The 19,604-nt window shown below is 43.5% G+C and carries 27 protein-coding genes; 3 read left to right on the forward strand and 24 right to left on the reverse strand.

Going from position 1 to position 19,604, the window contains the following annotated elements; genetic code table 11:
• Nucleotides 1-2: 2 nt before the first annotated feature.
• The 6 genes from ACZ5NG_RS10165 to amrA all read right to left on the reverse strand — a co-directional run bounded on the left by ACZ5NG_RS10165 (nt 3) and on the right by amrA (nt 6,957).
• Nucleotides 3-1,190: an acetylornithine transaminase gene (locus tag ACZ5NG_RS10165; RefSeq protein WP_464251699.1), complete on the reverse strand. Its 1,188-nt coding sequence runs from the start codon at nt 1,188-1,190 to the stop codon at nt 3-5.
• An 18-nt stretch (nt 1,191-1,208) separates the two neighbouring features.
• Complete coding sequence (gene argB / locus ACZ5NG_RS10170; protein ID WP_464251700.1) at nt 1,209-2,096, reverse strand: acetylglutamate kinase; 888 nt, start codon at nt 2,094-2,096, stop codon at nt 1,209-1,211.
• Between the two features lie 30 nt (nt 2,097-2,126).
• Nucleotides 2,127-3,347, reverse strand: coding sequence for a bifunctional glutamate N-acetyltransferase/amino-acid acetyltransferase ArgJ (argJ, locus tag ACZ5NG_RS10175; RefSeq protein WP_464251701.1), 1,221 nt, complete (start codon nt 3,345-3,347; stop codon nt 2,127-2,129).
• An 18-nt stretch (nt 3,348-3,365) separates the two neighbouring features.
• Entirely contained in the window at nt 3,366-4,406 is a 1,041-nt protein-coding gene (gene argC / locus ACZ5NG_RS10180) for an N-acetyl-gamma-glutamyl-phosphate reductase (protein ID WP_464251702.1), read from the reverse strand.
• A 110-nt stretch (nt 4,407-4,516) separates the two neighbouring features.
• Complete coding sequence (gene amrS / locus ACZ5NG_RS10185) at nt 4,517-5,512, reverse strand: AmmeMemoRadiSam system radical SAM enzyme (RefSeq protein WP_464251703.1); 996 nt, start codon at nt 5,510-5,512, stop codon at nt 4,517-4,519.
• A gap of 38 nt (nt 5,513-5,550) precedes the next feature.
• Entirely contained in the window at nt 5,551-6,957 is a 1,407-nt protein-coding gene (amrA, locus tag ACZ5NG_RS10190) for an AmmeMemoRadiSam system protein A (RefSeq protein WP_464251704.1), read from the reverse strand.
• A gap of 122 nt (nt 6,958-7,079) precedes the next feature.
• On the opposite strand from amrA, the gene ACZ5NG_RS10195 reads away from it, so the two are divergent.
• Together ACZ5NG_RS10195 and ACZ5NG_RS10200 are read left to right on the forward strand one after the other, a co-directional pair.
• A complete protein-coding gene (locus ACZ5NG_RS10195) occupies nt 7,080-7,673 on the forward strand; it encodes a hypothetical protein (RefSeq protein WP_464251705.1) in 594 nt (197 codons plus the stop codon).
• Between the two features lie 4 nt (nt 7,674-7,677).
• The gene (locus ACZ5NG_RS10200; RefSeq protein ID WP_464251706.1) at nt 7,678-7,956 is read left to right on the forward strand and encodes an EscU/YscU/HrcU family type III secretion system export apparatus switch protein; all 279 of its coding nucleotides are present in this window, start codon (nt 7,678-7,680) and stop codon (nt 7,954-7,956) included.
• 3 nt (nt 7,957-7,959) lie between these two features.
• On the opposite strand, the gene ACZ5NG_RS10205 is transcribed toward ACZ5NG_RS10200, so the two are convergent.
• Both ACZ5NG_RS10205 and ACZ5NG_RS10210 read right to left on the reverse strand, forming a co-directional pair.
• Nucleotides 7,960-8,376 (reverse strand): universal stress protein, encoded by a 417-nt coding sequence (locus ACZ5NG_RS10205; RefSeq protein ID WP_464251707.1) that lies wholly within the window; start codon nt 8,374-8,376, stop codon nt 7,960-7,962.
• A 61-nt stretch (nt 8,377-8,437) separates the two neighbouring features.
• Entirely contained in the window at nt 8,438-9,529 is a 1,092-nt protein-coding gene (locus ACZ5NG_RS10210; protein ID WP_464253152.1) for an aminotransferase class V-fold PLP-dependent enzyme, read from the reverse strand.
• A gap of 223 nt (nt 9,530-9,752) precedes the next feature.
• On the opposite strand from ACZ5NG_RS10210, the gene ACZ5NG_RS10215 reads away from it, so the two are divergent.
• The gene (locus ACZ5NG_RS10215; RefSeq protein WP_464251708.1) at nt 9,753-9,923 is read left to right on the forward strand and encodes a hypothetical protein; all 171 of its coding nucleotides are present in this window, start codon (nt 9,753-9,755) and stop codon (nt 9,921-9,923) included.
• A gap of 7 nt (nt 9,924-9,930) precedes the next feature.
• Here ACZ5NG_RS10215 and cwlD read toward each other — a convergent pair whose 3' ends face one another.
• The 16 genes from cwlD to ACZ5NG_RS10295 all read right to left on the reverse strand — a co-directional run bounded on the left by cwlD (nt 9,931) and on the right by ACZ5NG_RS10295 (nt 19,582).
• The gene (cwlD, locus tag ACZ5NG_RS10220; protein ID WP_464251709.1) at nt 9,931-10,680 is read right to left on the reverse strand and encodes an N-acetylmuramoyl-L-alanine amidase CwlD; all 750 of its coding nucleotides are present in this window, start codon (nt 10,678-10,680) and stop codon (nt 9,931-9,933) included.
• A 469-nt stretch (nt 10,681-11,149) separates the two neighbouring features.
• A complete protein-coding gene (locus tag ACZ5NG_RS10225; protein ID WP_464251710.1) occupies nt 11,150-11,377 on the reverse strand; it encodes a VanZ family protein in 228 nt (75 codons plus the stop codon).
• Nucleotides 11,378-11,701: 324 nt separating this feature from the next.
• Nucleotides 11,702-12,094 carry a 30S ribosomal protein S9 gene (gene rpsI, locus ACZ5NG_RS10230; protein WP_464251711.1) on the reverse strand — a complete coding sequence of 131 codons (393 nt, stop codon included), beginning with the start codon at nt 12,092-12,094 and terminating at the stop codon, nt 11,702-11,704.
• A gap of 30 nt (nt 12,095-12,124) precedes the next feature.
• Nucleotides 12,125-12,556: a 50S ribosomal protein L13 gene (rplM, locus tag ACZ5NG_RS10235; protein ID WP_464253153.1), complete on the reverse strand. Its 432-nt coding sequence runs from the start codon at nt 12,554-12,556 to the stop codon at nt 12,125-12,127.
• A gap of 167 nt (nt 12,557-12,723) precedes the next feature.
• Nucleotides 12,724-13,467 (reverse strand): tRNA pseudouridine(38-40) synthase TruA, encoded by a 744-nt coding sequence (gene truA, locus ACZ5NG_RS10240; RefSeq protein ID WP_464251712.1) that lies wholly within the window; start codon nt 13,465-13,467, stop codon nt 12,724-12,726.
• Between the two features lie 4 nt (nt 13,468-13,471).
• Entirely contained in the window at nt 13,472-14,275 is an 804-nt protein-coding gene (locus ACZ5NG_RS10245) for an energy-coupling factor transporter transmembrane component T family protein (RefSeq protein ID WP_464251713.1), read from the reverse strand.
• Nucleotides 14,276-14,279: 4 nt separating this feature from the next.
• A complete protein-coding gene (locus ACZ5NG_RS10250) occupies nt 14,280-15,143 on the reverse strand; it encodes an energy-coupling factor transporter ATPase (RefSeq protein ID WP_464251714.1) in 864 nt (287 codons plus the stop codon).
• Complete coding sequence (locus ACZ5NG_RS10255; protein ID WP_464253154.1) at nt 15,125-15,988, reverse strand: energy-coupling factor transporter ATPase; 864 nt, start codon at nt 15,986-15,988, stop codon at nt 15,125-15,127. Before ACZ5NG_RS10255 ends, ACZ5NG_RS10250 begins: the two co-directional genes overlap by 19 nt.
• Before the next feature lie 109 nt (nt 15,989-16,097).
• Complete coding sequence (gene rplQ / locus ACZ5NG_RS10260) at nt 16,098-16,436, reverse strand: 50S ribosomal protein L17 (RefSeq protein WP_464251715.1); 339 nt, start codon at nt 16,434-16,436, stop codon at nt 16,098-16,100.
• Nucleotides 16,437-16,449: 13 nt separating this feature from the next.
• The gene (locus ACZ5NG_RS10265) at nt 16,450-17,400 is read right to left on the reverse strand and encodes a DNA-directed RNA polymerase subunit alpha (protein ID WP_464251716.1); all 951 of its coding nucleotides are present in this window, start codon (nt 17,398-17,400) and stop codon (nt 16,450-16,452) included.
• 56 nt (nt 17,401-17,456) lie between these two features.
• On the reverse strand, nt 17,457-18,083 hold the full coding sequence (gene rpsD / locus ACZ5NG_RS10270) for a 30S ribosomal protein S4 (protein ID WP_464251717.1): 627 nt from the start codon (nt 18,081-18,083) through the stop codon (nt 17,457-17,459).
• 17 nt (nt 18,084-18,100) lie between these two features.
• Nucleotides 18,101-18,490 (reverse strand): 30S ribosomal protein S11, encoded by a 390-nt coding sequence (gene rpsK / locus ACZ5NG_RS10275; protein ID WP_464251718.1) that lies wholly within the window; start codon nt 18,488-18,490, stop codon nt 18,101-18,103.
• Nucleotides 18,491-18,512: 22 nt separating this feature from the next.
• On the reverse strand, nt 18,513-18,884 hold the full coding sequence (gene rpsM / locus ACZ5NG_RS10280) for a 30S ribosomal protein S13 (RefSeq protein ID WP_464251719.1): 372 nt from the start codon (nt 18,882-18,884) through the stop codon (nt 18,513-18,515).
• A 21-nt stretch (nt 18,885-18,905) separates the two neighbouring features.
• A complete protein-coding gene (gene rpmJ / locus ACZ5NG_RS10285) occupies nt 18,906-19,019 on the reverse strand; it encodes a 50S ribosomal protein L36 (protein ID WP_003156543.1) in 114 nt (37 codons plus the stop codon).
• A 24-nt stretch (nt 19,020-19,043) separates the two neighbouring features.
• Entirely contained in the window at nt 19,044-19,262 is a 219-nt protein-coding gene (gene infA, locus ACZ5NG_RS10290; protein ID WP_464251720.1) for a translation initiation factor IF-1, read from the reverse strand.
• Nucleotides 19,263-19,279: 17 nt separating this feature from the next.
• Nucleotides 19,280-19,582 carry a hypothetical protein gene (locus ACZ5NG_RS10295; protein WP_464251721.1) on the reverse strand — a complete coding sequence of 101 codons (303 nt, stop codon included), beginning with the start codon at nt 19,580-19,582 and terminating at the stop codon, nt 19,280-19,282.
• Between the last annotated feature and the right edge of the window lie 22 nt (nt 19,583-19,604).

Below are 19,604 nucleotides of genomic sequence, written 5' to 3' on the forward strand. Positions count from 1 at the left end.
TTCTAGGCTTTCAGTGCTTGATCCAATACAGAGACCGCAGTATCAATTTCATTTTTCGTTATAATTAAAGGCGGCAAAAACCGCAGTACATTGCCGTTGGCACAGTTAATTAACAAGCCGTTTTCGCGGCAGCGGTTCACAAGCTCCTGTCCATTGCCGTCGATTTCTACGCCAATCATTAAACCGGCGCCGCGAATATCCTTAATTTGATGATGTTTTTCCGCCAATTGGGCAAGTTTCTCGGTAAAGTATTTCCCCATGGCAGCGGCATTTTCTATCACCTTATCCTCCAGCATGGTCTGCATTGCCGCTAAAGCAGCGGTACAGGCCAAAGGATTACCGCCAAAGGTAGATGCATGACTTCCCGGTTTAAAAGCATTAGCTACCTCTTCTTTTGCCAGCATTGCCCCAATGGGGAAGCCGTTGCCCAAGGCTTTAGCCAACGTTAAAATATCCGGCTCTACGCCATAGCGCTGATATGCAAAAAATTTGCCGGTGCGCCCCAAGCCGCACTGTACTTCGTCAAAAATTAACAATAGCTTGTTTTCTTGACAAATTTGTTTTACACCCAACAGGTAGTCTGAACTTGCCGGGTGCACGCCGCCTTCTCCTTGAATCGGTTCCAGCATCACCGCGCAGGTGTGAGGCCCAACTGCCTTTTTTAGCGCATCCAGATCGTTAAAAGGTACATATTTGAAACCTGCCGGCAGCGGCTCAAAGTCTTTTTGATATTTCGGCTGACCGGTAGCGGTAATGGCAGCCAAGGTGCGCCCGTGAAAAGATTGCCACGCCGTAATAATTTCGTACTTCTCTGGGCCGTAATTTAACTTGGCATATTTACGGGCCAATTTAATGGCTGCTTCATTTGCTTCCGCACCGCTGTTGCAAAAAAACACTTTATCGGCACAAGAATTTTCCACCAACAATTGGGCTAGGCGTACCTGAGGCTCATTCCAGTAAATATTGGACACGTGCATTAAGGTATCTGCTTGCCGCCAAATGGCCTTCACCACTTTGGGGTGACAGTGACCAAGTGAGTTAACGGCAAGACCGCTTATAAAGTCCAGGTATTCGTTGCCCTCGGCATCCCAAACTTTAGCCCCCTTACCCCGCACCAAGGCAATGGGCAATTGACTGTAAGTGTTCATCACATACTGGCTGCCTAAATCAATAATGTCTTTATTGTTCATCAGCATTCCCTCCATCGTTTAGGGCACTACCATGGTGCCAATCCCCTTGTCGGTAAATACCTCCAACAGCAGGGCATGGGGAACCCGCCCGTCTAAAATGTGGGTAGATTTTACCCCATTTTTAATTGCCGAAACACAGCACTCCACTTTGGGAATCATTCCGCCGGCAATTACGCCCTCTTTAATCAGGTCATCAATTTCATTGCTATGTATTACAGAAATTAAGGAATTTTTGTCATTTCTGTCCCTTAATATTCCTTCCACATCGGTTAAAATAATTAGTTTCGTTGCCTGTAACGCTTCGGCCAGTTTGCCGGCTACCGTATCAGCATTGATGTTGTAGCTGGCTCCGTCAGCACCGCGACCTACAGGCGAGATTACCGGAATGTAATTTTCTTTGATTAAAGTATGGATAATGGCGGGATTGATTTTTTCAACCTGACCCACATATCCCAAATCGCAGTTTTCAATGCGGCCGTCCGGATATTGCACGCTGGCTGTTTTTTTGGTCGCTTCAATTAACCCGGCATCTTTGCCGGATATACCGACCGCCTTGCCACCCAGTTGATTAATCAGCGAAACAATTTCTGTGTTTAGTTTGCCCACCAGTACCATTTCTACAATTTCCATCGTTTCTTCATCGGTAACTCGCAAACCGCCCACAAAGGTGCTTTCTTTGCCTACTTTTTTTAACATGCCGGTGATTTCCGGACCGCCGCCATGCACAATTACCGGATTGATGCCGACAAATTTCATCAGCACCAAATCGGTAATTACCGCCTTTTTCAGCTCACAATTCACCATCGCATGACCGCCGTATTTAACCACTACCGTAGAACCATAAAATTTTTTAATATACGGCAGTGCTTCCACCAAGGTTTTTGCCTTTTCTAATGCACTTGTCACCTGTCTTCCCCTACCTGTTCTTTGTTTTTGCTAGGTACGATAACTGGCGTTAATGCGTACGTATTCATAAGTTAAGTCACAGCCCCAAGCCGTTGCCCGGTGATTGCCGGCATGCAAATCAACTGTTACCGTCACTTTATCTTCAGCCAAAACAGCGGTAGCCGCCTCTTCGCTGAAATCTACGGCGCCACCGTTTTGGGCCACCAGAATATCTCCTAAATAGATGTCAACCTTTTCCGGATTAAATTTCGCTCCGGAATAACCAACCGCACATATAATCCGCCCCCAATTGGCGTCCCGACCGAAAACGGCTGATTTTAACAAGTTTGAGCCGGCCACCGCCCGGGCGGCCAAGCGCGCATCTTGAATTGTCGCCGCATTTTTTACCGTCACTTCCAGCAGTGTGGTCGCTCCTTCACCGTCTCGGGCAATGCTTTGCGCCAGTGATTTGCATACTTCCGTCAGTGCTGCCACAAACAATGCATACTCTGCACTGCCGGCCTTGATAGTGGGCATGTCGGCCAAACCGTTGGCTAAAATCAGCACGCTGTCGTTAGTACTGGTATCTCCGTCAACGGTGATCATGTTAAAAGTGCTGTCTACCGCTTCTTTTAGCGCACAGTGCAGTACTTCCGGTTCAATAACGGCATCGGTGGTAATAAAGGCCAGCATGGTAGCCATATTGGGATGAATCATGCCGGAGCCCTTGGCCATAGCGCCAATAGTTACATTACAGCCGTTGATTTCCAGCTGCACCGCTTTTTCTTTGGTAACCAAGTCGGTGGTTTTAATTGCTATGGCAGCATCGTGGCCGCCGCCTGAACTTAACTGTTGGACAGCCCGCTCAATGCCGGGCAATACCTTTTCCATCGGCAGCGGCACGCCGATTACCCCGGTAGAGCAAACCAGCATGTATTGCGGCTCAATCCCCAAAGCTTTAGCGGCAGCGGCTCCCATTGTTTGGGCATCGGTTAAACCCTGGGCCCCGTTGCAGGCATTGGCGTTTCCGGAATTAACAACTATGCCATGAGCAAAGCCATAGCCTTGAGGTAAAAGTTTCATGTTTAAAAGTACCGGCGCTGCCTTTACTACATTAGTGGTAAACACGCCGGCTGCGCTGCAGAGAGTAGGACTGTAAATTAAAGCGATATCCGGTTTACTTTTTTTTAAACCGGCTGCAATACCGCTGGCTAAAAAGCCGGGTACCGCGGTAACGCCGCCGGGAAGATGATCGATGTTTATGTTTGTCACAAAAATTCCTCCTTAAACTTATGGGTATAAGCCAACCATATTGAGCCCGGTATTTTCCTCTAGGCCAAACAGTATATTCATGTTTTGCACCGCTTGACCGGAGGCCCCTTTTACCAAATTATCAATGGCAGAAAGTACAATAACCCGTCCGGTGCGGGGATCACTCACTACTGCCAAATCACAATAGTTGCTGCCGGTGAGCGCCTTGGTTTTCGGCAGTATGCCCGGCGGCAGCACCCGAATAAAATGCTCATCCTGATAATAATCGCGGTACAAATCATATAATTGTTTGCTGTCCATTTGGGTTGAAAGACCGGCGTAAATAGTGCTGAGCATTCCTCTGGTCATTGGTGTCAAATGGGGGGTAAAGCTGATTTTTAATTTTTCCCCGGCCAGTTTTTCTAACTCCTGCTCAATTTCCGGTGTGTGCCGGTGAGCAGCAACGGCATAGGCAGCAAAGTTTTCATTTACTTCCCCATAATGGGTCTTTAATGATAAACCGCGACCGGCACCGGAAACACCCGATTTACTGTCGATGATAATTGAATGAACATCAATTAACTTATTTGTTAACAGCGGGGCTAAGCCCAAGATGGCGGTAGTGGGATAACAGCCGGGATTAGCAACCAGTGATGCATTTTTAATTTGCTCCCGATAAATTTCCGGCAGACCGTAAACCGCCTCTTTTAATAAGTTTGGTGCTTTATGCTCTGTTTTGTACCATTGTTGATATTGGTCGGCCTGCTGCAAACGAAAATCCGCCCCTAAATCAACCAGCTTTTTACCCTGTGACAGTACCGCCTCAGCATAGTCCATCGACAAACCATGAGGTAAAGCGGTAAATACCACATCCGCTATTGATGTAATTTGTTCTAAATCAAGTTCAGTACATTCTAAATCCGTATATTTTAACAAATGAGGATACACCTGATTATACGGTGTACCGGCATAACTGCGGGATGACAACGCTACTATTTCAACATTGGGATGCTGTGATAATATCCGCACTAATTCCGCACCTGTATAGCCGGTGGCCCCTATGATTGCCGCTTTGATCATAAACAAACCCCCAATACCGGATAAAAAAATAAAAAAGAAGTTAGCTCGAAGCTAACTTGTAGAATTTGTTGTTTATAATTATACATTATATTGAATAAAAATCAATAGCCTTAACAAATTATTTTTATTTTTTCCCCACAATGCTTGCATTGATTATCTTTAGTTAAACCGACAATTTTACCGTTATTCCAAGTGCGGTTAACGAGGGTTTTGCCGCAATTAGGGCAGTAAGTATTCATGCTCTTCGGGTGGCCCAAGTTGCCGATATACACATAATCCAGCTTTTCCAAGGCAATTTCCCGGGCTTTATGCAGTGTTTCCGGCGGTGTGGGTTCCAAATCAAATTCAAAATTAGGAAAATAACGTGTAAAGTGCAGCGGAATTTTTCGGTCCAATCCGGCCACCCAGTCCACCAGCTGACGAATTTCTTCTTCCGAATCATTAAGCCCGGGCACCAATAGTGTGGTCAATTCTACATGACAGCGGGTATGGGCAATTTCTACCGTACGCATCACCGGTTCCAAAAAGCCCTTGCAGTTATCGCGGTAGTATTGCTCGCTAAAGCCCTTTACATCAATGTTCATGGCGTCTATAAAAGGCAGCAGTGCCCGTAGCGGTTCTTCGTTGATTGTTCCGTTAGTAACCAGAATGTTTTTTAATCCTTTTTGACGCACTAAACGGGCGGTAAAAAAGATAAATTCATACCACACAGAGGGTTCCGAATAGGTATAGGCAACACCGATGTTTGGGTATGCCTGTTGGTTGGCTGCCGCCTCAGCAACCAAGTCCGGCATAACTTCAACTGTTTTGGGATCGCTATGGGCAATACCCCAGTTTTGACAAAATCCGCAACGCAGATTACAGCCCACAGTACCCACTGACAAAACATACTTGCCGGGATAATAGTGATACAGCGGTTTCTTTTCAATTGGGTCCATATCACATGCAGATACTTGCCCAAAATTTAAAGTATATAGCTTTCCGTCAATATTTTTGCGCACCCGGCAAAAGCCGGTTTTACCGGGGCGTATGGTGCAGTACTTAGGACACAACTGGCACAATACCGTGTGATTATCTTTTGCTGTCCAAAACATTGCTTCTTGCATCCTATTCCCTCTCTCTCCCTGATTAATTCCGGCATGCATTATTTGTAGCGAACAACTTCAAAACGCAGTAAATCTACGGCTTCTTCTTTTTGTATACCGGCTTTTTGTTTGGCGATATCCACCTGCTGTTCCGCCGTTTCCACCCCTTCTATATTGGGCAACAACAAACCGCTCCTTGGCCCTTTTCTGACAATAACCCCGTACTTTTTAGGATCAAGCTGCTCTATGCCGGATACCGGCTCGGGTTCGCTTAATATATCTACCGAATAAATCAGGTCTTCCAACTCTGCAGGTTGCACCGGTTTAAAGCGCGGATCATGAATGCCGGCACTTATCGCATTATGTTTAATTTCCTCCACGATATTTTCGTATTGGGGATAAACGGTGCCAATACAGCCGCGCAAATTGCCGTTCTTTTTAATAGTCACGAAAACTGCCGCCCGACGGCGAAATTCTGCAGGTATCTGCTCAATATCTATTTCCGGTTCCGGAAGGCCGAGAACATAATTTTCCAATGTTTTTCTCGCCAGCCGCACCGGGAAACTTTCCTTTTCCCGAAGGGCCTGCATCCTCTGTTGACGTTGTTTTTCCAGCTTGGGGCCAATCAGCCGGCCGGCATCCGGTTCTAACGGTTTAAGCACTGCCACCATATATCCCACACCAAAGGGTCCTTCGTAAGACAGCACTTCTGATTGTACTTTCTTTCCTTCCAAAGCACCCATGACCATAATAATGGAGCGCAAACCGCATTCCGCGGCCCTTTCCACCCAATCTAAATCCAACCCAATCAGCCCTTCGGCATCCGCTGCTTCTACCAGGCGAACAATTTCCCGGTCAAAATCTGCTGCATCCGGCTGATAGCCGGCCGGGGCATCCGGTGTTAGGCGGTGAGATAAGTCACCGCTGGCTAAAAGCACTATCTTTTTATTTAGTACTTCGGCCGCCCGGTCAACCGCTTGTCCAAAACGATACAGCTGTTCAAATGAAAACAGCGACATGGAAGCAACCACCAGCGGCAGGTCTACCCCGCTTTGCCGCAAAAAGTAGAGCGGCACTGTTACGCCATGATCCAAGGACAAACTGACGTCAAATTCATCGGCCAGTCGCTCATCCATTGCCGCGGCGGGCAGATTAAGGTTATTGCATTGGGCAACGATTTCTTCCACCGTAGCATGATCATTGGCATAATCAAATTTGACCTCGGGGGCAGCAAAATTAGCCAAGTTGCCTTTTAATCTTTTGGCTTTATTCAGTACAATTGCATCGGCAAACAGCGGCGCATGGGGGGAAACGATCACCAATACATCGGCATTAGCGTTCTTAATACGTTCCCCAAGCTGAAGCATCGCTTGTTGAGTATCTTTAACCTTTTGGGCTTCGCTTTTGCCAACTTCCGGCACTGCAATCGGCGGATGGGGTACAACACCGCAAAGAACAACCGGCATTTTTGAAAAACCTCCTTAATTTAACCTAAACAATAATTATATTCTTACCAAATTCCTTTGTAACTTTCTTTTTTCTGCCACTAAAGTCCTGCCCTAACACGCAACGATAATATATAAAGGGGGTGTTTACAATATATATCAATCACCTGCTGCCGATACTGCTCAAACTGCAGCAATGTCAGCCGGCGCAGCAAAGTAAAGAAGCAAAAAACATAGAAACTTTTAGAGCGGCAAAAACTTTGCTTTCCATAACCAATGCCGCGGAAAATAACAGTTCCCCAAAACAGCCTTTTTCATCAAGCACATCGATAAATAACGGGCAGGAGTTAATTTACTTGCCGCTTCCTTTGAGTACTGATTTATTTAAAAATGCCATGCTATATGTGCGTCAATATATTGGCTGTGCAGACAAGCAATCTAAAAACCGCCCCGCCGTGTTTATTGAGTTGGAAACCCAAAATTTAGCAAGGTTGTGGATCGGGTTAGAGTTAGTGCAGCCGAATAGTTTGGTAATACGCATAGTTGTAGAAAAGGATACCGTTCATCAAACCGTCAAACAAACTCTGCCCACGATAAAAAAAGAATTGATCGATTGCGGCTACAATAATGTTACTATACTTTCCTTTGTCAAGCCAAATGTACGCTGCTGCCAAGACATCGATCCGGCAGCGGACAGCGCCGAAGTAATTGCCGGTCTTTTGGATTGGGAGGCTTGACCATATGCGTAGGTATAAAAAGCCTAGAAAAGTGGCCGCAGCCCTTAAGTATCAAACCGGAGACAATGCCCCCAAGGTAACCGCTGTCGGTTACGGTGAAGTAGCTAAAAAGATTGAAGAGCTGGCGATAAAAGAAAAAGTCCCCATCTATAAAGATGGGGTATTGGCCGAAGCTTTGGCAGATTTGGGTGTGAATACGGAAATTCCGCCGGAACTATACCAAGCAGTGGCAAAAATCATTGCTGCCGTAGCCCGGTTGGACCGTTTGCAGGAAAGAGAATAGGAACTACTCACCTGCTTTATGACAGGTTTTAATTTTTGAATCTCTGGGAACTACCGTCACCGGACATTTGGCGGCATGAATTACTTTTTCGCTGACACTGCCCAAAAAAACGTCTTGCAGTCGGCTCAGACCGCGTCGGCCCATAATTATTTGATCATACGGACCGTTATTAGCATAATAAGCAATTATTTTTCCAATTTCTTCTTCACCACGGTTAATAACTGTCTTTACCGGCAGTTGATCACGATCAAATATCTCTTTAGTACGGTTAACTATTTCCTCCCCTTTGGCTTGCACATCGCTAATTACTAAAATTGTCAGCTCCATACAAGGTATCATTTTCATTAAAGATGCTGCGTATTCTGCGGCAACTAAGGCAGATTCTGAACCGTCCGAGGGAAGCAAAACCTTGATCGCCATATTATTCCCCCCCATTCGTTTTTTATACAAAAGTTTATCACTATTGGGAGGGGAAAACAATTTAATTTGTGAAAATTGTTTCAGATATTTCCTTTAGGCATTTTAAAGCATAATCTACTTCTTCCTGCTCATTAAAGAATGAGAAAGAAAACCGAACCAGCTTATTTTTAAAAGTACCTAGCGTGCGGTGGGCATCAGGGGCACAATGCAGCCCTGCCCGGCAGGCGATATTATATTTTTCATCCAACACCTTTCTGATCTCACTGGCATTGCTCCCGGTAAATTCAAAGGAAACTACCGGCACTTGTTTATTAACATCTTGAGGCCCATACAGCTTAATGCCGGGGATTTTTTTCGCCCCCTTGATAAATCTTTCGCATAATTCCAGCTCCTTCTGACGAATGGTATCCCGACCGATGCGCTTAATAAATTTTAATCCGGCCTCTAATCCGGCGATACCGACAGCATTTAAGGTGCCGCTTTCAAACTTCGCCGGCAGCACTTCCGGTTGACCGGGAATATGAGATTTGCACCCGGTACCGCCTTCTTTTAATGTTTTAACGGGCAGTCCTTCGGCAATATACAGTACCCCTGTTCCCTGCGGACCGTATAAGCCTTTATGACCGGCACAAGCCAGCATATCTATTTTCATTTCTTTAACATCAATTTTTTCAATTCCCGCTGATTGAGCGGCATCAAGCAAAAAGTATATATTGTGCTTTTTAGCAATCTCACCCAGTTCTTTGATCGGCATAATAGTGCCGGTAACATTAGAGGCGTGGGTGATTACTAACAGCTTGGTATTTGCTTTTATAGCCTCTTCTACCTTGTTTAACGAAATAAAACCCTTTTCATCACATTGTATTTTTGTCACCTCAATACCCTGCTGCTCCAAAGCATATAACGGGCGGGTGACAGAATTATGCTCCATTGAGCTGGTGATCACATGATCGCCGGGAGATAATATTCCTTTAATAGCAGTGTTTAACGCTTCCGTCGCATTTAAAGTAAAGCTAATTTGTTTGTAATCATCTATATTAAACATTTCGGCAATTAACTGCCGGGTTGTATCCACAATCTTATTAGCTTCTAGGGCCCGCTTATGCCCGGCTCTTCCCGGGCTTGCTCCCACATGCTTGATAAAATACTCCATAGCCTGCCATACCTCTGGCGGTTTCGGCCAGGATGTAGCTGCATTGTCCAAATAGACGTATTCCAATACACTCACCTCTTCATAGATTGCGTATCTTAGATATTTATTCCCTCATTGCTTGTTGCTATACCTTTCCCCCATATAAGGAGAAAATACATTTAGTAATTGCTGCTCTGTAACACTGCCTGCCAAATACGCATATTCTACTAATGAGGTGTTATTTATGCACAGCATCATTTACCAGGAGATTTTTTCTCATATGGTTGCTTTCAGCAGAAATTTAAACAATGAAAAAACGGTACTCTTTGCCACTATTGAAGAAAGGCCTAAATTTTTTATGCTTAATTTGCATAATTTTACAATCAATATCCTTGGCCGCAAGGTTGACGAATAAAGCTTTTCTAGTTACCGGCATTGTTTTTTGCCTGTTCGGCATAATATTTAATCACGCCGGCATAGATGCTCCAGGCCATTTTAGATTGATATGCGGGATCCTGTAACATTTTTTCTTCCTTAGGATTGGTGATAAAACCGGTTTCCACGATCACAGTTGGCATTTTAGTATTTCTGGTAACATAGTAATCGACGGCTTTTTCCACCCTTTTGGTGTTGCCTAAAATTCTTTTGATTTCATCCTGAATGCATTTAGCTAACAGTTGGCTTTGTTTTGAACCGGGCTGGTAAAATACCTGGGCACCATACTGGGAGCGATCCGGAAAACTGTTGCAGTGGATGCTGATAAAAAGATCTGCATTGCGCTCATTGGCAATTTGCACCCGCTTAGATAAATCTTCCCGATGCTTGGCTGACAAGCCGGTAGTATTCGGTGAAGATAACTCCATATCGCTTTCCCTGGTCATAATTACCGCTGCCCCGGCCTGACTTAAAATGGCAGCCAAACGCTTTGATATTTCCAAATTTATATTTTTTTCTTCAATGCCGTTCGGGCTTACCTTGCCGGGATCAATCCCACCATGACCGGGATCAACGACAATTACTTTGTTGGCCACCGACCAAGCCATTGCTTCAACCGCTTTCTGTTCTCTGTGCAATTGCGCATCCCCATAAAGTTTAACCGCTATAGCAACGGCCAGCAGCAAAAATATAAAGTAGCGTTTGCGAAAACGAACCACTTTAATAAAGGCTGACATATCTCCACCCCTTGTACATGCCCTAATAATATAGATATGTATGCAAAAACCCCTTGAAAAATGTATTTAGGATGAAAGAAAACTTGCCGGAAGAATATACAGTTGCTACAAAAATGAATATGAATAAAACATGGTAACTAGAATTTTGAAACACAAAAAAACCGCCAAAGGTGTTTAGCCAATAACGGTTTAGATAAATATATCAACAAAAATAAAAGAAACCGTCTAGGTATTAACCAATAATACTCTCATCTTTCCCGCCCATAAAAGAATTTTTCTAAATAATTTATTTGTAACATATCTCCTACTGTGTAAAAAATCTTGATTTATTATCCTAGCTCCATCTAAATCCTCTCTCTGTATATTCTATTTGTTACTTTATTACCACTATCCTTGAGTCAACTTAATTCGGCACTATGACTAGAATATAAATAAGGTTCAATAAATCCGAATCTCTTTTTTCTGATTATTACTCGTTTAATATTCTTAGGATAGTTGGTTTAAAAACGACAAAAAACAAATATCCTATTAAACCTCCAAATGTATTAGTAATCAAGTCAGTAACATCAAATGATCTTGATGCTAATCCTCCCCAAAATACACTTAATAATTGAGTACTTTCAATTGCTAGACTAAAAAGAATACACAGGGCAACTGTTTCTAGAATGCCTGAAAGGAATAAAGTTGGCAGTTTCAAGAAATAAATTATTAGTACCGTTTAATAATGGTATAGGAAATGGCATCAGTGTTACGCCGAAAACCATTACGATGAAAATTTACAAGAGTGTATTGATTGTAAATACTATTTTAGTTTCCTTGTACCACTTTTTGTAAAAGAATAAGAAGTAAATCAAAGCGTATAACAAAGTCAACTAAATATTGCACCATATTTTCCTAATCTCCCTATTTAATTTTAAGGATTCCCATTGTTAAAATCGGTGGTGTAATCCCCAATTAGATTTTAAGGCATAAAAAAGACCCTTTCCACCAAAGTGAAAAGAGCCTTTGAACCGTTGATATATTAACGCTTGGAGAATTGTGGAGCGCGGCGTGCTTTTTTGAGACCGTATTTCTTACGTTCTTTCATGCGCGGATCGCGTGTTAAGAAACCTGCACGTTTAAGTACCGGACGTAAGTTGGGATCTGCTTGTACCAGTGCACGAGCGATACCATGTCTTACAGCACCTGCCTGACCGCTTATGCCGCCACCGTGCACTTTGCACAGGACGTTGAAGCGGCCGCTAACGCCGGTAAGTTCTAATGGTTGTTTAACAATGGTTTGTAATGTTTTGCGACCGAAATATTCGCTTAAGCTTTTATCATTAATAATAAATTTACCATCACCGGGTACTAAATATACTCGTGCAACGGATTTTTTTCTACGTCCCGTTCCATAAAATTGAACCTGGGCCACTGTTACAGCCTCCTTCCCTCAGACATCGAACTAAAAATTCCAAACTTCAGGCTTTTGTGCCTGATGCGGATGTTCCGGACCACAGTAAACCTTTAACTTTTTAGCCATTTTAGCACCCAGTCGGTTGTGAGGAAGCATTCCTTTAACAGCTTTTTCCACTACTTTTTCCGGTCTGGTGCTTAAAAATTCATCATATTTCATTTGCTTTAAACCACCGGGATAACCGCTGTGACGATAGTAGATTTTTTTCTGCAATTTATTTCCGGTTAAAATTACTTTTTCGGCATTAATTACAATAACATGGTCGCCGGTATCTACATGGGGTGTATAAGTAGGCTTATGTTTACCGCGTAGAACACGGGCAACTTCAGCAGCCAGCCTGCCTAAAACCTTGCCTTCAGCATCAATAACATACCATTTGCGCTGAACCTCTTCCGGCTTAGCCATGAAAGTTTTCATTATTATTTCCCTCCTTGCATGCATGAACCTAAAACAGAACGGGGCGGGCTGTTTTAGGTCACATAGTTGTATTTTAATACATGAAATATGCAGTGTCAAGGTATAACACGCAACCGGGCGTGTTTAGTTGTTAAAATCATCATTTAGCTACATATTTTAACCTTTTTGCCCTACTGGTAATACACTTCCATTAAACACAAACCCTGAGGGGGTACAGTCATTCCCGCTTTGGTACGATCACGGGCAAGTAAAATATCTTTAACCATTTCCGGTTCGATTTTCCCTAAACCGACATCAATTAAAGTACCGGTCATAATTCTTACCATGTTATATAAAAAGCCGTTGCCGGTAAAATTTAATATTACATGGTTGCCGTCCCGCTCTACTGAGGCAGCGCTGATTGTCCGAATTGTACTTTTAACCGGCGTACCCTGGGCCTGAAATGATTTAAAATCGTGCGTGCCAACCAGGTAACCGGCTCCTTTGTTCATTGCTTTTACGTCAAGCGGCCTGGGTTCATGAAGAGCAAACCGCCTGACAAAAGGGTTGGGAATGGGATGATTATATATTGTATAACGATAGGTTTTTCCCTTGGCGGAAAAGCGCGAATGAAAATCTTCCGGCACTTGTTCGGCTAAAGTGACCACGATATCATCAGGCAGTATAGAGTTTAGGGCTAAAGGAGTTTTGTTCAGCGGTACAGGCCAAGAGTCACATTTAAAGTTCACTACCTGACCCCTGGCATGCACCCCGGAGTCTGTGCGCCCGGCACCAATAACTTGAATGGGCTGTTTAGCCAGCTTTGATAAAGCCCCTTCCAATCTTTCCTGAACAGTAGGCAATCCGCTGCCACGCTGTTCTTGAAAGCCATAATAGTCAGTGCCGTCATAAGCTATCGTTAATTTGATATTCAAATAATCACCAACCCATAAAGCGCATTAGTATCGTTATAATCAAAAACGCAGCCGTAATTACTAATGCCAGGTAATCGCGTGTTTGCATGATTAACTTGTGCATATAGGTTCGTTTAAAGTCTCCCCGGTAACACCTTGACTCCATCGCTATAGCCAATTCTTCTGCCCGGCGCAGTGAACCGGCAATTAACGGTACGATAAAGGGCACCAGTGCTTTAATTCTTTTAGAGAAACTGCCTCCGGTCAAGTCAGAACCTCTTGAGCGTTGTGCTTTTATTACTGTATCCGCTTCCATTAGCAATGTGGGAATAAATCTTAAAGCAATAGTCATCATCATTGCCAGTTCATGTACGGGAAGACCCCACTTTTTAAAAGGATTAAGTATGTTTTCAATACCGCGGGTCAGCGCCAACGGTGATGTAGTTAATGTCAATGCGGACGTCAACAGCACTACCATCATGATGCGCCCGGTTAAAAATACCGCCCTTTCTAATCCCTGCCAGGAAACTTTAATAAAGCCTACAGCAAATACTGCGTCTCCGGGTACAGCTAAAGCCTGAAATATAAAGGTAACCAGTAGCAATATCCACAGCGGCTTAAGCCCTTTTAAGCTATTTACAGCCAATCTGCCGATTAACACCAAAATAAGCAACACATATGCCGCTGCAAGAGCTAAGCCCTCCCATCCCGGAGCAATAAATATTGCTGCAGTAGTGATTAATGTGACCACTATTTTAGTAACCGGATTTAGGCGATGCAGCAGTGAATGTCCGGGCACAAACTGCCCAAGAGTAATTTGACCGAACATATTATTAATCCCCCGCAGTATTTGTGGGCGGCAATGCTTTAGTTATTTCGTTTGCTGCTTCATCTAAACCACACACATCCGTCCTTACAGGTAAACCGCGTTTTTTAAGTTTCTGCATAATTTCTACTTCTATAGGCAAAGACAGGTTAATTTTTATTAAATCTTCCCGGCCAAATACCTCCCGCGGTGTACCCTGACAATAAAGCTCGCCTTTGTTTAAAACAATAACCTGGTCAGAAAGACGGGCCGCATCTTCCATGTTGTGGGTAACCAATATTACCGTCAAGTTATTCTTTTTTTGTAACGCCTTTATTTCGGCAAACAGTTTCTTTTTAAAAGAGGGTTCCAGGCCTGCTGTCGGCTCGTCTAAAACTAAAATTTTAGGCTGCATCGCCAATATTGAAGCAATTGCTACCCGCCTCTTTATACCTCCGCTTAAAGAAAAGGGAGACTTAGTTAGTATTTGTTCAGGTAAGGCAAGTTGTTTTAATGTCGTTTTTATTCTTGCTTTGATTTCTTGTTCGTTTAAACCTAAGTTTTGCAGGCCAAAGGCCAGCTCATCATATACCGTTGCTTCAAATAGTTGTTGTTCCGGATATTGAAATACTAAACCAACCTGCCGCCATAACTGAGAACGTGCCTTTTTATCGGTAATGGCTTTACCCAGCACCTTTATCGTACCTTTATTAGGTGTGAGTATTCCGTTAAAAAGCTGAATGAGGGTAGACTTGCCTGAACCGGTAGCACCGATTATGCTGGTAAAACTGCCGACAGCAATATTGACGGATATGTTGGCTAATGCCGTTTGTGCCAACGGTGTTCCGGCATTGTAGGTATAACTGACGTTATTTAGCTCAATTGCCCACATAAATCATCTACCAGTTCCTCTAAATTTAACGGTGTTTTTAACTGCGGAACACCTAATGCTTTTAATTTTTCTGCAAGTAAAATAATATCCGGCAGTTCCAGACCAAGCTGACGCAATTTGTCTGCTGAAGAAAACACTTCCCGCGGAAAAGAATCCATAACAATTTGACCTTCTTTTAAAGCAATTATGCGGTCCGCTAATACTGCTTCTTCCATCAAATGCGTTATTAGTACTACCGTGATTTTATGCTTCCGATTTAGTTCCGTTATAACTTCCAGCACTTCTTTACGACCGGCGGGGTCAAGCATGGCGGTTGGTTCATCTAAAACTAAACACTTTGGGCGCATGGCCAGCACGCCGGCAATAGCCAAGCGCTGTTTTTGTCCCCCGGAAAGCATGTGCGGCGGCCGGTCTTTTAGCTCGGTTAAGTTCATTAGTTTTAAAGCATATTCTACCCGTGCTTTAATTTGCTCCGGAGGCAGACCTAAATTTTCCGGCCCGAAAGCAACATCTTCTTCGCATACTGCTGCTACCAGCTGATTGTCAGGGTTTTGAAAAACCATGCCTACCAGTCTTCTTATTTCCCAAATATCGGCTTGGTTTGCTGTATCCATGCCACCGACCAGCACTTTGCCGGCATTGGGTACTAACAATCCATTTAAATGCTTAGCTAAGGTAGATTTACCCGACCCGTTGCCACCGATTACCGCAACAAACTCACCATCATACAGCTTAAAACTGCAGGATTTTAACGCCGGTATATTTTCTTGTTCACTAACGGGATAGCTATAACTTACATCCTGCAGTTCAATCAGTGCTTGTTTACTTATAGCTGAAGAGAGCATTACCCCGCTACACTTATTCACCCCTAAACGCCGAGAAGGAAATCGCGATGCGATTTCCCTACGACAAAAGAATATAATGTTGTATGGCGACCTTGTATATTAAGTCGCCCTACAACAATTCTAAAATGGCCATGGGTGCGGCATCGCCTCTCCGATAGCCGGTTTTAATGGTACGGGTGTAACCACCTGCGCGATCTTCATACTTAGGCGCAATGTTGTTAAACAACTTTCGCACCACTTCTTCATCATAAATATATTCTAAACATTGACGTCTGGCAGCTAAATCATTTCTTTTGGCCAGTGTAATTAACTTTTCGGCTATACTTTGGACTTCTTTTGCTCTCGTTACTGTGGTTTCAATGCGGTTTTCTCTAAACAGTGATGTCACTAAATTACGCAGCATAGCCTTACGGTGACCGGTGTTGCGACCAAGCTTACGATAGCTCACCGTTCACACCCCCTTATTCATCGTCTTGCCTTAGTGAAAGTCCCAGTTCTGCAAGTTTGTTAATAACTTCTTCTAAAGATTTTTTTCCTAAATTACGCACTTTCATCATTTCTGCCGGCGAACGCTGAATCAGTTCTTCAACAGTGTTAATCCCGGCACGTTTTAAACAGTTATATGAACGAACAGACAAATCCAACTCTTCTACAGACATTTCTAAGATTTTGTCTTTTTGTTCTTCCTCTTTTTCTACCATAATTTCTACATCATTTGCCGCTTCAGTTAGTCCGATAAAGAGTTCCAAGTGTTCGCTCATAATTTTTGCAGCCAAGCTTGTTGCTTCATCCGGCCGTATGCTACCGTTAGTCCAAACTTCAAGTGTCAACTTGTCGTAGTCGGTAATTTGTCCTACTCGGGTGTTTGTGACATTAAAGTTTACTTTAGTTACCGGCGTATAGGCAGAGTCAATTGGAATAACTCCAATTACGTGCTCACCCTTTTTGTTTCTTTCTGCAGATACATAGCCTCGCCCGCGGGCAGCGGTAATTTCCATGTACAACCGCCCGTCTTCAGCAAGCGTGGCGATGTGTAAATCGGGGTTTAAAATTTCCACATCGGCATCTGCAATGATATCTCCGGCAGTAACTTCGCACTCGCCTTCAGCTTCTACCCTCAATATCTTTTCATCTTCTTCGCCGTTAATTCTTAAACATAAACTTTTTAAGTTAAGAACGATGTCTGTGACATCTTCTTTAACACCCGGCACCGTTGAAAACTCATGCAAAACACCGTCAATTTTCACTGAGGTCACAGATGCGCCCGGCAGTGATGACAGCAAAATGCGGCGCAAACTATTACCCAGAGTTATGCCATAGCCTCGTTCTAACGGCTCGACAACAAATTTAGCATAGGTGTTTTCAGCATTAGTTTCAACAATCTCAATTCTCGGCTTCTCAATTTCCAACATATACGGTAACCCTCCTTTGGTCGGGAAAAAGCAATCCAGCCGATATCAATGCCGACCTATCTGGAATATAGCTCAACAATTAGGTGTTCTTCAATCGGAACATCTAGTTGTTCTCTGCTCGGGAGGGCTAATACACGACCTTTTGCTTGTTCAGCGTCAAATTCAAGCCATTCTGGAACGGTTTTTTCTGCGGCACGTTCCAATAATTCCTTAATACGTGGAGATTTGGTGCTTTTCTCACGTATTGTAATTTCATCTCCGACTTTAACCAGGTATGAAGGAATATTTACTTTGCGTCCGTTTACTTTAAAGTGGCCATGTGTTACCAATTGACGTGCTTCGTTGCGAGATGTAGCCAGTCCTAAGCGATAAACTACGTTATCTAATCTGCGTTCTAAAAGACGCAACAAGTTTTCACCTGTTACCCCAGGCTGGCGGTTAGCCTCTTTAAAGTAGTTGCGGAATTGTTTTTCTAAAATTCCATAGATACGGCGTGCTTTTTGTTTTTCACGTAACTGGATACCATATTCTGAGGTTTTCTTGCGAACCTGACCGTGTTGACCGGGAGCATAGCTGCGTCTATCAATAGCACACTTACCGGTATAGCAGCGATCACCTTTCAAATATAACTTTAAGCCTTCACGGCGGCACAATTTGCAAGCAGGGCCTGTATATCTAGCCAATATTTCTTCACCTCCCCTTATACTCTGCGACGTTTAGGTGGCCGACAACCATTGTGTGGAATCGGAGTAATATCCTTAATCACGCTTACCTCTAAACCGGCAGCTTGCAGTGAACGAATAGCTGCCTCACGACCTGCCCCCGGGCCTTTTACCATAACCTCAATACTTTTCATGCCATGTTCCATAGCATCTTTTGCTGCTTTTTCTGCAGCCATTTGAGCTGCAAAGGGAGTGCTTTTCCGGGAACCTTTAAAACCGACTTGACCGGCTGAAGCCCAGGAAATGGTATTGCCCTTTGGGTCAGTTATTGTCACAATCGTATTGTTAAATGACGATTTTATATATGCGATTCCAGTATCAACGTTTTTTCTTTCACGTTTTCTGGTACGCGTTGTTCGACGCGCCATGTATTAATAACCCTCCTTTAGGTTACTTATTTCTACGTACACCTACAGTTCTTCTCGGTCCTTTGCGGGTACGTGCGTTGGTCTTGGTTCTTTGACCACGTACAGGAAGTCCCCGGCGGTGTCTTAATCCACGATAGCAGCCTATTTCCATTAGTCTTTTGATATTTAAGGCTACTTCACGACGTAAGTCACCTTCAACTTTAAGGTTCTTGTCAATATATTCACGCAATCTGTTAACTTCTTCTTCGGTTAGATCTTTTACCCTGGTATCCGGGTTAACACCGGTTTGAGCTAAAACTTTCTGCGAAGTTTTACGACCGATACCATATATATAGGTAAGGGCAATCTCAACCCTTTTATCCCTGGGCAAGTCTACTCCGGCAATTCGTGCCATATAAAATGCACACCTCCCACATTACCCTTGCTTTTGTTTATGCTTGGGGTTTTCACAAATGACCATTACTTTACCTTTACGGCGAATAACCTTGCACTTTTCGCAAATCGGTTTAACCGATGGTCTAACTTTCATGTTGCACCCTCCTTTAACTGGGTGTTACTTATAACGATATACTATCCGACCACGTGTCAAATCATATGGTGACAGCTCCAGGGTAACCTTGTCACCCGGTAATATGCGGATAAAATTCATTCTAATTTTTCCGGACACGTGGGCAAGTACTTGATGACCATTAGCTAATTCCACTTTAAACATTGCATTTGGAAGCGGTTCAATTACGGTACCTTCAACTTCTATAACATCACTCTTTGACATTAGTCTATAAAACCTCCTTACCCTTCCCTAGGTAAACACTCTTTCTCATTTTGTTCCCTATATTCTTCAATGGCATTTTTTATATCTTCGTCTGTAATTTGTTTTTGCAATTCTATTTTTTCTTTCACCGTTTCCGAAATATAGGGCAAAACTTTAACGTGTTTAATATTTTTCTTTTTAGGATTTTTCAGCCGACGTTTATCTCCGTCAACCAACAGTAAACGATCACCTTCAGCCGACCCATAAACCAGATAAAGTCGATCTTTATCTCTGCCGGAAGTTGAGCAAACTAATTGCCCCACCGTTAAATTGACGTCCATTATACTGCACCCCCGCACAGCC

This window comes from Desulfovectis peckii (assembly GCF_055391705.1).

Bases quoted from the DNA above. Each gene is read 5' to 3' on its own strand.
- ACZ5NG_RS10165 (WP_464251699.1), bottom strand. From the start codon at position 1,190: ATGAACAATAAAGACATTATTGATTTAGGCAGCCAGTATGTGATGAAC.
- argC (WP_464251702.1), bottom strand. From the start codon at position 4,406: ATGATCAAAGCGGCAATCATAGGGGCCACCGGCTATACAGGTGCGGAA.
- amrS (WP_464251703.1), bottom strand. From the start codon at position 5,512: ATGCAAGAAGCAATGTTTTGGACAGCAAAAGATAATCACACGGTATTG.
- amrA (WP_464251704.1), bottom strand. From the start codon at position 6,957: ATGCCGGTTGTTCTTTGCGGTGTTGTACCCCATCCGCCGATTGCAGTG.
- ACZ5NG_RS10200 (WP_464251706.1), top strand. From the start codon at position 7,678: ATGCGTAGGTATAAAAAGCCTAGAAAAGTGGCCGCAGCCCTTAAGTAT.
- ACZ5NG_RS10205 (WP_464251707.1), bottom strand. From the start codon at position 8,376: ATGGCGATCAAGGTTTTGCTTCCCTCGGACGGTTCAGAATCTGCCTTA.
- ACZ5NG_RS10210 (WP_464253152.1), bottom strand. From the start codon at position 9,529: ATGGAGTATTTTATCAAGCATGTGGGAGCAAGCCCGGGAAGAGCCGGG.
- ACZ5NG_RS10215 (WP_464251708.1), top strand. From the start codon at position 9,753: ATGCACAGCATCATTTACCAGGAGATTTTTTCTCATATGGTTGCTTTC.
- cwlD (WP_464251709.1), bottom strand. From the start codon at position 10,680: ATGTCAGCCTTTATTAAAGTGGTTCGTTTTCGCAAACGCTACTTTATA.
- ACZ5NG_RS10245 (WP_464251713.1), bottom strand. From the start codon at position 14,275: ATGTTCGGTCAAATTACTCTTGGGCAGTTTGTGCCCGGACATTCACTG.
- ACZ5NG_RS10250 (WP_464251714.1), bottom strand. From the start codon at position 15,143: ATGTGGGCAATTGAGCTAAATAACGTCAGTTATACCTACAATGCCGGA.
- ACZ5NG_RS10255 (WP_464253154.1), bottom strand. From the start codon at position 15,988: ATGCTCTCTTCAGCTATAAGTAAACAAGCACTGATTGAACTGCAGGAT.
- ACZ5NG_RS10265 (WP_464251716.1), bottom strand. From the start codon at position 17,400: ATGTTGGAAATTGAGAAGCCGAGAATTGAGATTGTTGAAACTAATGCT.
- rpsK (WP_464251718.1), bottom strand. From the start codon at position 18,490: ATGGCGCGTCGAACAACGCGTACCAGAAAACGTGAAAGAAAAAACGTT.
- rpsM (WP_464251719.1), bottom strand. From the start codon at position 18,884: ATGGCACGAATTGCCGGAGTAGACTTGCCCAGGGATAAAAGGGTTGAG.
- rpmJ (WP_003156543.1), bottom strand. From the start codon at position 19,019: ATGAAAGTTAGACCATCGGTTAAACCGATTTGCGAAAAGTGCAAGGTT.
- infA (WP_464251720.1), bottom strand. From the start codon at position 19,262: ATGTCAAAGAGTGATGTTATAGAAGTTGAAGGTACCGTAATTGAACCG.
- ACZ5NG_RS10295 (WP_464251721.1), bottom strand. From the start codon at position 19,582: ATGGACGTCAATTTAACGGTGGGGCAATTAGTTTGCTCAACTTCCGGC.